This window comes from Clostridium sp. AM28-20LB (assembly GCF_003480665.1).
Lineage (GTDB): Bacteria > Bacillota > Clostridia > Lachnospirales > Lachnospiraceae > Otoolea > Otoolea fessa.
The window spans coordinates 163706-175678 of sequence record NZ_QUJN01000002.1 but is presented as its reverse complement, the minus strand read 5'-3'; the positions used below and the strand labels follow the sequence as shown (position 1 = coordinate 175678).

The 11973-nt window shown below is 47.5% G+C and carries 10 protein-coding genes; 3 read left to right on the top strand and 7 right to left on the bottom strand.

Features of this window, described 5'->3' with window-relative positions; all coding sequences use genetic code 11:
- Positions 1-7: 7 nt before the first annotated feature.
- From fabK to DW739_RS05545, 3 genes are all read right to left on the bottom strand, one after another.
- Complete coding sequence (fabK, locus tag DW739_RS05555; RefSeq protein WP_022360534.1) at positions 8-934, bottom strand: enoyl-[acyl-carrier-protein] reductase FabK; 927 nt, start codon at positions 932-934, stop codon at positions 8-10.
- A complete protein-coding gene (gene acpP / locus DW739_RS05550) occupies positions 934-1167 on the bottom strand; it encodes an acyl carrier protein (protein WP_022360533.1) in 234 nt (77 codons plus the stop codon). Before acpP ends, fabK begins: the two co-directional genes overlap by 1 nt.
- Positions 1168-1297: 130 nt before the next feature.
- Positions 1298-2260, bottom strand: coding sequence for a beta-ketoacyl-ACP synthase III (locus DW739_RS05545; RefSeq protein ID WP_118523435.1), 963 nt, complete (start codon positions 2258-2260; stop codon positions 1298-1300).
- A 444-nt stretch (positions 2261-2704) separates the two neighbouring features.
- On the opposite strand from DW739_RS05545, the gene DW739_RS05540 reads away from it, so the two are divergent.
- From DW739_RS05540 to DW739_RS05530, 3 genes are read left to right on the top strand one after another with little or no spacing between them, the layout of a single operon-like run.
- Entirely contained in the window at positions 2705-3400 is a 696-nt protein-coding gene (locus DW739_RS05540) for a response regulator transcription factor (protein ID WP_022360531.1), read from the top strand.
- Between the two features lie 45 nt (positions 3401-3445).
- Entirely contained in the window at positions 3446-5989 is a 2544-nt protein-coding gene (locus DW739_RS05535) for a HAMP domain-containing sensor histidine kinase (RefSeq protein WP_118742776.1), read from the top strand.
- Between the two features lie 27 nt (positions 5990-6016).
- Positions 6017-7117, top strand: a complete 1101-nt coding sequence (locus tag DW739_RS05530; protein WP_118742775.1) for an alginate O-acetyltransferase — start codon at positions 6017-6019, stop codon at positions 7115-7117.
- A gap of 536 nt (positions 7118-7653) precedes the next feature.
- Here DW739_RS05530 and glf read toward each other — a convergent pair.
- From glf to DW739_RS05510, 4 genes are all read right to left on the bottom strand, one after another.
- The gene (glf, locus tag DW739_RS05525; protein WP_117796542.1) at positions 7654-8766 is read right to left on the bottom strand and encodes a UDP-galactopyranose mutase; all 1113 of its coding nucleotides are present in this window, start codon (positions 8764-8766) and stop codon (positions 7654-7656) included.
- A 265-nt stretch (positions 8767-9031) separates the two neighbouring features.
- Positions 9032-9799: a hypothetical protein gene (locus DW739_RS05520; RefSeq protein ID WP_118468888.1), complete on the bottom strand. Its 768-nt coding sequence runs from the start codon at positions 9797-9799 to the stop codon at positions 9032-9034.
- A complete protein-coding gene (locus tag DW739_RS05515; protein ID WP_118468890.1) occupies positions 9799-10731 on the bottom strand; it encodes a MarR family transcriptional regulator in 933 nt (310 codons plus the stop codon). The genes DW739_RS05520 and DW739_RS05515 overlap by 1 nt, the downstream gene beginning before the upstream one ends.
- Positions 10732-10868: 137 nt before the next feature.
- Complete coding sequence (locus DW739_RS05510) at positions 10869-11918, bottom strand: hypothetical protein (protein ID WP_147355499.1); 1050 nt, start codon at positions 11916-11918, stop codon at positions 10869-10871.
- Positions 11919-11973 lie beyond the last annotated feature (55 nt).

The window sequence follows — 11973 nt, the reverse complement described above, 5'->3', positions numbered from 1 at the left end:
TCACTCTCTACTTTCTGCCCAAAAGCGCCTCCGCCTGGGCCATCATTTCTTCAATCATTTCCTTGCAGGTCTGCTCTTTCTTCACCATACCTGCAATCTGTCCAGCCATCACGGTTCCGTTGTCCACGTCACCTTCCATGACTGCCTTCCGAAGCGTTCCAAGGGTTAAATACTCCAGCTCCTCGAACGGGCGTCCCTCTTTTTCCAGCTTCAGATACTCTCTCGTCATCTTATTTCTAAGACAGCGGATCGGATGTCCGTGACTCATACCGGTTACGGTCGAATCAATGTCTTTCGCCTTGATGACTCTGTCCTTGTAAGCCTGGCTTACGATAGATTCCTTCGATACGACGAAGCGGGTTCCCATCTGGACCGCCTCTGCGCCCAGCATAAATGCCGCCGCAATGCCGCGTCCATCTGCGATACCTCCAGCCGCAATCACCGGAATCGAAACCGCATCAACCACCTGCGGAACGAGCGTCATCGTCGTCGCCTCGCCAATGTGTCCGCCGGACTCCATGCCTTCTGCAACGACTGCATCTGCGCCGCTCTTCTCCATCAGACGTGCCTGTGCAACCGAAGCGACAACCGGAATTACCTTAATGCCGGCTTCCTTCCACATGCCCATGTATTTGCCTGGAATACCGGCGCCGGTCGTTACGACCTTGATGCCTTCTTCTACAACTACCTTTGCCACGTCATCCGCATACGGGCTCATCAGCATGACATTGACACCAAACGGCTTCTTTGTCAGCTCTCTCGCCTTGCGGATCTCCTCGCGTACAACCTCACCTGGTGCATTGGCGCCGCCAATTAAGCCCAGACCGCCAGCTTCAGAAACGGCTGCTGCCAGATGATGTTCTGCCACCCATGCCATGCCGCCCTGAATAATCGGGTATTCAATCCCCAACATTTCTGTGATCTTTGTTTTCATTATGCCTCTACACCTTTTTCTTTTAAGTAGTTCATAACATCGCCTACCGTTGCCAGGTTCTGCAGATCCTCAGCCGGGATCTCTACGGAGTACTCGTCCTCCAGAGCCATAACCAGCTCAAACAGATCCAGGGAATCAGCACCCAGATCATCCTTGAAAGAGGAAGCCTCGGTAATGGAATCTGCGTCTACGCTCAGCTGCTCTGCAATAATTTCTTTCATTTTCTCTAACATCGTTTCAATCTCCTTTTTAAATGAATTTTCTTTTTGTGACCGCAAAAATGCAATCACTGTTCTTATATTTTATCAAAAAATGGAATAATGTACATTAGTTTTGCTATATATTTTTTGCTTCTCCAGGCACCTACCAGGTCATCAATGCCGCGCCCCAGGTAAGACCCGCGCCAAAACCTGCCATCACCAGCGTATCGCCGCGTTTTAAGCGTCCGTCCCGGTGCATTTCATCCAGGAGAATCGGAATCGAAGCCGCCGACGTATTGCCGTAGCGCTCGATATTGACCGGAATCTTGTCCATCGGAACCTTCAGACGGCGCGACGCCGCTTCCAGAATCCGGATATTCGCCTGATGCAGCAGATAATGCTGTACCGCCTCGCGGTCCGTTCCGGTCTCCTCCAGAATCGCATTCACAATCTCCGGTACCTTCTTCACCGCAAACTTGAAGACTTCCTGACCGTCCATCTGCATAAAACCAAGCTCGGGTCTGCCGCCCGTCAGGCAGTTTTCAAGACTTCTCGCCTGGCAGTACAGAACGTCGTTCTTCGTTCCGTCGCTGCCGACCAGCGTCTTCACCACACCCGTCTCGTCCGCCCGGACAACCGCCGCGCCCGCTCCATCGCCAAACAGGATGCAGGAACTGCGGTCCGTCCAGTCTAACACCTTGCTCAGTGTCTCCGCACCGATGATCAGCGCCGTCTTATAGATGCCCGCCTGAATAAATCCCTGCACAATATGTAAGGCGTAAATAAATCCGGAACATGCCGCCGTGATGTCAAACGCCACCGCGTGTTTCGCCCCGATGGCTCCCTGTACATCCGCCGCCGCACTCGGGAACGCCCGATCCGGGGAAGACGTCGCCACGATCACGATCTCAATCTCCTCCGGAGAAATGCCCGCGTCCGCGATCGCGCGCTTCGCCGCCTCTGTCGCCAACGCCGAGGTTCCCTCGCTCGTCGAGATATGTCTGGCTCCAATACCCGTCCGTTCCCGGATCCAGGCATCATTTGTATCAAGAAATTTCGTCAAATCCTGATTCGTCACAACCTGCTCCGGCGCATACGCGCCGATTCCAATGATTCTAGCTGTCATTTTCTCGTTTAACTCCGCTTCTTCTATAAAAGATAGTTTTAATTTCAAATGGTTTGATATTCAAATTAATTTAGAGTGTAGCGGAGAATCTGGGGTTTGTCAAGGATAACTTGTAAATGAACGGCAGGATTCTGGTGAGAAGACGCAACCCGGACAGAGAAGAGCCGCTCCCAATCTTCCGGAAAACGCTCTCGCTCTTGCACTCGCTGCAGCGGACACTAAGCTCGAAAAAACCTCGCTAAGTGCCGGCGCGAGTGATGTTTCCTACAGATTGGGAGCGGCTCTTCTCCTGAAATACGCATCACTTGAAATACATAAAAATTAGGATACCGCGGTTTCCTTTTTCGTTGTATAATTATAAGACATAGGTATCTTTATTGTATCTATACAGAAATTTGTATACTATATTATCTATATATTACCCTATTAAAAGGAGGAGTTGCTATGCAGAGTATTCTTGTATGTGACGATGACAAACAGATCGTGGAAGCGATTGACATATACTTAACCGGTGAGGGATTTGAGGTTATCAAGGCATATGACGGCGCGGAGGCACTGGAACTTTTAAAAACGCACACCGTGAATTTGATGATTCTGGACGTTATGATGCCAGGGTTAGATGGCATCCGGACGACGCTGAAGGTGCGTGAAACCAGCAGCATCCCGATCATTATTCTTTCCGCGAAGTCTGAGGATGCGGACAAGATTCTGGGCTTAAATATCGGGGCAGATGATTATATCACGAAGCCCTTTAACCCACTGGAACTGGTCGCCCGCGTGAAATCTCAGCTCCGCCGCTACACGCAGCTGGGAAATATGAACAATCAGATGGGCAACCACGTATTCAAATGCGGCGGCTTGCAGATCAACGATGAAAATAAGGAAGTAACCGTGGACGGCGAACTCATCAAGCTGACACCGATCGAGTACAACATCCTGCTTCTGCTCGTTAAAAACGCCGGAAAAGTCTTCTCCATCGACCAGATCTACGAGGCGATCTGGAATGAGGAGGCGATCGGCGCGGACAATACAGTTGCGGTTCATATCCGCCATATCCGCGAAAAGATCGAAATTAACCCGAGGGAGCCGCGCTATCTGAAGGTTGTCTGGGGTGTTGGATATAAAATTGAGAAGCAGTAAAAATGTGAATCATCCATCTAACAGAAGTTAGGAGTTGCAAAATTTATGACAAAACTCTCACATATTCCGATGCAGATCCAGAAATGGATCGCCAGCCTCGCGCATCTGTTTTTCCTGATTCTGGGACTCATCGGTATCAGCCTCATGTATATCAATGGAAATTTCGGGCTGGGGCTGACCGGCATTGGCTCGGTTCCTTATGAGGACACCGCGGAATTTAACACACAATTTAATAACGATCTGAACGATATCTTCCTATATATGGAATATCAGGACGTCTTCGGTGCCGACAGCTCGATCGACCTCTCGCGCCGGATGCTCAAAATGACCTTTGGACCAAGCGAGACCGAAAATTTCTCCCTGTCCTCCCTGATTTCCTATCTGGAATCCATGGGGTACCAGCTCGACGACGACTTTAACTGCCAGAAGGTTTCTGAACCGGCAGACGGCGTCAAGAGCCGCGAAGGCTACGTCGAATGGTCGGTTCAAGAGCCGCAGCGGATCTACAGCTACCGTTCTGCCAGCCGGAAGCGCAGCACATTGGAGGATGCGGCGGTCGAGATCATGGACACACTGCATCGTTATTACACAGTGTATAACCGTTTCGTCGCCAATCCATCCAACCTGCATTTTAAAATCCAGTACACGGAGCCAGATTCGGATCAGAGCGAAACAACCCAGTTTACAAACACCGATTCCCTGACACCGGAAAATGTCAAGGAATACGGGCGCTACGCGTACCTGCCGGGCAATTCCGTTTTCTACGACACCAACATGAAAGCGATCCCGCTCAGCAGCATTTCCGCACTGGCATCCAATAACCCGTACACCGGCAGCGACTATTATCTGCTGATCGGAATCGATACAAATTATCCAGTCACTGACCTTTACGCGCGCACGCATACCGCATACCTGCACCGGCAGCACCTGTATCTGACCGGATTTGCACTGACAATCTTTGCAACGATCGGACTGCTTTTAAGCTTCCTGTTTCTGTTCCGGGTGTCCGGCTACCAGAGTTACCGCAGCTTCGACGTGACGCTGCACGGCTTCGACAAGAGCGGCACTGAAACCGGCATCGTCTTTTTTGCCGCCATGACCGCGATCGCCCTGGTTGTAAGCGACCTGATTCTCATCCGCATCCTGCATCTGGTCATTCCATCGCAGTATTGGTACTTCTCCGATCACAGCCTGCAGGCGCTGGTCCTGTATCTGGGCGGACTGCTGCTCTTTTTCAGCCTCCTGCGCCGCTACCGCGCCGGTACCCTGTGGACCTCCAGCCTGATCTGCCGGATTCAGAAGAAAATGTTGATCCTCAAAACACGGCAGAACTTCCGCAGCCGCCTAGGCATCGGATTTGTTCTCTATCTTGCAATCAACACAGCGCTTATCAGCCTTGCCTGGTATTTCTGGGACCGCGTGTATGCAAATTTATACGTTGTTTACCTGCTGACAGGTCTGACTGTGCTGGTATTTCTGCTGTTTAACCTGTGGATCTTTTACATACTGTTCCGGCAGGCAAGCGAACAGGAATCCATCCGCGATGCCGTCCGCCAGCTCTCCGCCGGGGAGACCAGCTATCAGCTTGATCTCGATGAATTTGACGGTCCGGAGCTCACGCTGGCAGAGGGACTCAACAACATCAGTTCCGGTCTTGAAACCGCCCTTCAGGAGAAAATGAAGAGCGAACGCCTCAAAACCAACCTGATTACCAACGTTTCACACGACATCAAAACGCCGCTGACCTCGATTATAAATTATGTAAACCTAATGAAACGGGAACATATTGAAGATGCGCGGATCAACGCCTATCTTGATGTGCTCGACCAGAAATCACAGCGTCTCAAAACACTGATTGAAGACCTCGTCGAGGCATCCAAGGCAAGCTCCGGCAATGTGAAGCTTGAATTTACCGACATTGACCTCGTCCAGATGGCATTTCAGACCAACGGCGAATTTGAAGAAAAACTGGATGCCAGACATCTGCAGCTCATCATCAATGCCCCGCGGGAACCGCTGATGATCCGCGCCGATGGACGCCGCCTGTGGCGCGTACTTGAAAACCTGTACAACAACGTCTGCAAATATGCGATGGAGGGCAGCCGCGTCTACGTAGACCTCGCCCGCGTTCCCGGGAATGCAGAAACCGGTATTGCTGGCCAGGCAGTCTTCACCATCAAAAATATATCTGCCAATCCGCTCAACATCCGTGCTGACGAGCTGACCGAACGTTTCGTGCGCGGCGACGTCGCCCGCACCACCGAGGGAAGCGGACTGGGACTATCGATCGCCAAAGATCTGACAGAACTGCAGAAAGGGCAGTTTAGTTTGTATATCGATGGGGATCTGTTTAAGGCACAGGTGGCGTTTGATTTGGTGGAGAAAACGACGGAGAAGGCGGTTGAGGACGCAGGAATAATAGAAGAAACCGATGCTTCCGAAGCGGCTGAAAAGCCGAAAAAGGACGATGAACTGAAAAAAACAAATATACCGGAAGAAGCTACTATTCAAAAAGAGGTAAACGGCGAATCTTCCGAAAATGCTATCAATGAAACCATAAACACTACGGAAAATTCAAGAAATGAATAAAAATTTATGAATTGAGGACTTTATCCTATGAAACGCACTCATATCATGATCGCAGTCTTCTTCGCCTGCATCCTCTCCCCCAACCTGCTGTTTCCTATCCTGAAAACCACAGCCGATGAGGGCACCGGTGAAAACCGCAGTCTGGCGGCATTTCCAACTCTGTCGCTGGAAACCATCGATACCTTTCCATCCGGTGTTGAAGACTGGATCAACGACCACGCGGCGTTCCGCAACCGCTTCTTAAGCCTGAACGCTCGCTTAAACCTCTCCTTATTTCAGTTTGGAGACTCGCAGGACGTCATCACCGGAAAAGATGGCTGGTACTTTTACACGCTCGGAAGCTCTGTCGAGGACTTCCTCGGCACCAACCGTTTTTCCGCCGGGGAACTCCAGATGCTGGCATACAAACTCCAGACCGTCCACGACGCCTGGAAAGAAAAAGGCACCGAATTTATCTTCCTGTGTGCTCCCAATAAAGAAGGCGTATACAGCGAATTCCTCCCGGATGGCTTCACCGCACCGGACGGACCTACCCGCCGCAGTGAACTGCTCGATTATCTGGAAATACACACAAATGTCCCAGTTGTCAATCCATACACGGAGCTCAAAAACCGCCGGGACTATCAGTGGTATTTCAAAACCGACACCCACTGGAACGATGCTGCCGGATTTCTCGTCTCCGGGCAGATCATCGATGCCGCTGGCGGCACCTCCACGCCGATCGAAAACGTCACTGTCACCTATGAGCCGCGCGATCCGGGCGATCTGGCTAACCTGTTCCACATGCCAGAATCCATGTGCGACGATACCAAAGCAGATGTATCCGGTTACCGAAACAATGTAACCATCCACTACGACAGTGCCACCGACGATGGCAGCATCGCCCACATCTCAGCCGACCAGGCGCCCGACCCGCGCCGCATCGCGATCTACCGTGACTCCTTCGGCACCGCCCTGCTGGCAGGACTGCCGAAATACTTTGCGTATACCGATTTTTACCATTGGCAGGTATTTGAGCCGGAATTTTTGAACGAAAATAAGCCGGATGTGCTGGTGTATGAGGTGGTGGAACGGGATTTGGGGAGAATGATGGAGGATTTGGAGAAATTGATGCCCACGCAAAAATAATATGTGCATTTTTATATTTAAACAGTGCAAAAAAACTTTCGAATTTAAAAGAAATGTGATACAATCAATCTATGGATGCCACCATAACACGGTAGGCGGCTTGGTCCTCTTTCAGAGGGCTGCGTACCCTCTGATTACATAGATACCTGCAAGGGAATCTACCTGAGAGGAGGGATGCCATATGGAAATCATTGGAATTGTACTAGCGATTTTGAGTTTCGGCGCAACTTGCTTCAAAGCCGGATATTCACTTGGCAAAGATGTAGAAAAAAGCGCAAAAAAATAGCCGCCCATCCTGACACGATTGCGGCTATTTTCTTGTCTTAATCACTAGGGAACCAAACCGTCTATCGGTGGCATCCTTTATATATAATATAACATTATAGTCCGTAAGATTCAAGCGAAATTACAATTTTTTAGCAATTTAAAAATTTGCAATTTTCATTTCACCATTTTATCTGAATCAGCAGATAGCTTCCCATCCATTTCATGATTCCGAAACCATCCGCCGATCCGGATAAAAATCAAAAATTCTCCTACAGCTCCTTCTTCACCAGCTCCAACGCCGAAGCAATCACCGCATCCATATCATAATACTTATACTCGCCCAGACGGCCGCCAAAGATTACCTTCTCTTCCTTCTTGGCCAGCTCTTTGTACTTCTCATACAGAGCACCATTCTTCGCATCATTGACCGGATAGTACGGCTCATCGCCTAACTTCCACTCCGAACTGTACTCACGGCTGATGACCGTCTTCGGCAGATCATTGCCATCGGCATCCTTACCAAACTCAAACCATTTATGCTCGATAATACGCGTCCACGGAGTCTCCGCATCTGTATAGTTCACTGCCGCATTGCCCTGGAAATTCGGGATATCCAGCACTTCGGTATCAAAGCGCACAGAACGATACTCCAGAACGCCCAGCGAATACTCAAAATACGCATCGATCGCGCCGGTGTAAACTACCTTCTTTGCCATCGCATCCCAATCAGCCTTATTCTCAAAATAATCCTCTTCCAGGCGAACCTCGATGCCGTCCAGCATATTGGCAACCATCTTCGTATAGCCGCCCACCGGAATTCCCTGATACAGGGCGTTAAAATAGTTGTTGTCAAAAGTCAGACGAACCGGAAGACGCTTGATGATGAAGGACGGAAGATCCTTGCACTCTCTTCCCCACTGCTTCTGGGTATAGCCCTTGATCAGCTTCTCATAAATATCCGTACCAACCAGGCTGATCGCCTGCTCCTCCAAGTTCTTCGGCTCCGTGATGCCTGCTGCCTTGCGCTGTTCCTCGATCTTCGCCGCTGCCTCCTGCGGAGTCACGACACCCCACATCTTGTTGAAGGTGTACATATTAAACGGCAGGGAATACAGCTCGCCGTGGTAATTCGCCACCGGAGAGTTCGTAAAACGGTTAAACTCCGTGAACTGATTTACATAATTCCAGACTTCCTTATTATTCGTGTGGAAAATATGCGCGCCATACTTGTGAACCTGGATGCCCTCCATCGGCTCTGTATACACATTTCCTGCAATATTCGGGCGGCGGTCAATCACCAGAACCTTCTTGCCCGCTTTCTTCGCCTCATGGGCGAATACGGCACCGTAGAGACCGGCGCCTACTATTAAATAATCGTACATGTTGGTTTTCTCCTTGTTACGTGTTGTTATACTTGTGATTTATTTATAACATACAACGACAATTTAAACAAGAATATCCCGTCAGCTTCAAGCATTCCCCAAAACAAACTCTCAATTTGGACACAATACCTTATTAATACTCCATTAGGATACATGAGTCCTATGGAGTACAGACGTAGACTTGGATTGGCTGTTTAACCTGTCCAAGAAAATGTCCGCACCCTCCCCTCTCAGGGCGAGTCCAAAATCTTCAAGAACACTTTTACTATGTATTATCCTTCAACCCATAACACTGGTACAACATATCTGTCATTTTCTTCTTATCTGTTCCTCTTATACCCAAGGACTTTAAATCCACTGTTTCATCAGCTATTTCAGATAAGAACTTTTTCATATCCTCTGCTATTTCCGGACTGAGAACTTGCCTTGTATTGGCTGTGATTAACTGTGCTAATCGGAACACATCATTTTTATGTTTCTTTATATTTTTGCTGTCAACCTGCTCTCCATTCAGCTTGCGTTCCTTTAAATCCAGCCACGCTTTCGCCTTAAATGGTATCAGACAAGTCGGACTTAATACCGGAATGCCATCAACCATCAATTGTCCGGTTTTTAGCAATTCATAATACGCTTCATTTAAAAGGATTGCCGACAAGCTGGAGATTTCATCGTCTATCGGAAGCGGTGTGAGAACTGCATCATCTTCCAATATAACAAAATCCGGATTTCTGGAAAATATTTCTATCATATATGGATATTCTTTGCTTTTCGGAGATGTGAAACGATAAAACTGTGTATTTCCGGTACTTTTATTCAAATGCTCATATCCTGCTTCCTTGACATACTCCCAGAACTGCCTACCGAACTCCGCTGTTATGGATTCGACAATCAATACAATATCTACATCTTTTGTAGCACGAAACGGTAATTCTTCATTTTCCATAATCAAATCACAAGCTGTCCCGCCGATGATAACATATTGATTTTCAAAACCCTGAAATCTTTCCTTAAATTTTGTAAATCCGCTGACCATTACTCCTTCAACCTTCTTTCCTGCAATTCATCTACTGCTTCTTCAATTCTCTCATCGTTTGTATCTCCAAAAGATAAAACAATGGAAATATCGTCAGCACTGTTATCCTCTGAAAATTGTTTCGGGTTGTATGCCCATAATTCAAGTCTTACCTGCTTATCCGGGTCTATCAATTCATCGGTCAGCAAAGTTTTATCATAATCCCTCTCACTGATTGCATAGGTAGCAACTCGGCTTGGATTTAGCATTGTTTTTTCAGAAAGTGCCGTCCCCCCTGCAAAGACCATATTTTCTGTAACTTGCGTCTTATCTATATATCCTGCTTTGCGGACAGGTGTTGTCAAATATACTTTTGCTTTTTCAAATAATTCATCTCTGTTATATTTTGACTCAATAAACTTGTTGACACCGTCTTTTGCTACAAGAAACAAATCCGTCGCTTCCAACTGCTTTACTGCTCTGGTCAAGGTCATTGCTGTAAATGGAAGCACTTTTCCGGCTTCTGAAATATACAATCGTTTTTTCTTACTATACAGATAAAACAAAAACAACTGCTGTGTTGAGCAAACAAACTTACCTGTCAGCTTTTGGGGTTCTTTCTCATCAGAAAGCATTGTCCCGATGAAAGGAAGAAAGACCTGCTTATCAGTAATAAACGGTATATTATTTTCTATAAGGCTTTTTCTTCGATAATTAGATACCGACGCAAGTTCAAATACGACTGGTACATTATCAATCTGCTGTATTTTTGTAATCTGTTTTTTCAATGCCGGAAGTGTGGCAAGTTCTTCTGTCGGAGTAAGCATTATACAGCGTCTGTTTCCAATATATGCTGTGTGAAAATTATAACTCCCTGCAATATAAACAGGCAAAGAATCCTGATGATTCCATGCTTCATATTTTATAGAAATCCCGAATACGCTTGTAAGCATATTTCCCATTCCCCCTTAACTCAATTTCTTTCATTTTAACTTAGCTGATGTTAAAAGTAAAGTTTTTGAGTTATTTTAAGTTTATTGCTAATGTGAACTTCCAGAAATTTTACAACTAATTATATGTTTCATTTTTTTCATACGTCCCCGCCTCTACATCCGCCTGCCACACTCCCATACAAGAGTATCATCCAAAACATCGGCTGCCGGTAATTCACAAGGAAAAAACTCTCCGCCAGAAGTCCAATCACAGCGCAGGTCATAGCCGCATCTATGCGTCGCAGCTTGCGTCCAAGCCAGACCAACAAACAACTAGTCGGAATTAAACCATAGCAAAACATCACACTGAACAGGCAGCAATGAATCTCATTCACCTGACTTGCCAATGTAAATCGGTCAAAACCGCCCTCTCCAGCTCCATACAAAAGATACTGAGGGTACAGTACCAGCTTCTCCATTCCACGATCCAGAAAAAGTCCCAACAGGCCACCATGAGCAACCTTCCATATCTTCTCTTGAATCCGTGTCAGCATATTATAATCCACCGTCTTCACATCAAAATCCGCTGCAGGCCATATCCACCATAAAAACAAACCAAATATAAGCACTCCCATACAGATTCCCAAGATCCATACCTTCACTGATACACCCTTTTTGCATCCAATTCGATACAGTTCATACAAAACAGCCAAAATAGTAAATACAAAAAATCCCAATAAGATTCCCGTAGACTTCGATGCTGCGAGCACCGGCAAGGCCAGCACATAGAACACAGGAAAGCTCCGATCCCCAAACCGGCACCGGTACAGATACAAAAGCAATATCATCATAAACAGGAAAAATGCCAGTTGGTTCGGATCATTAAAGGTTCCCTGATAGCGAATCGCTCCCCAGTATTCACGAAATATGCGTCCATGACCCGACAGATATATCAGCAGCTGCACTCCGATATTCACTTTTACCACACGATTAATCCCGGTCAAAAAAGCTTTTCCGCCATACTCCGTCAGATAGCAGAAACTCCAAATAGCACAGGCATTGAAGATCCAAAAGCAGGTATACCTAAAAAATTCACCACGTCCCAGGCGAATTCCATAATATGTATTAATCACCACAACCGATGCCAGAAACCCATAAAACAGGCTTTCGGTCTTCAGCTGCAAGAGCCGCTCCGGTCTTCTTCTCATACAGTCACATAACAGCATAAAAAAAGAGGCGAACAGACATACATCCGCCGCCTCC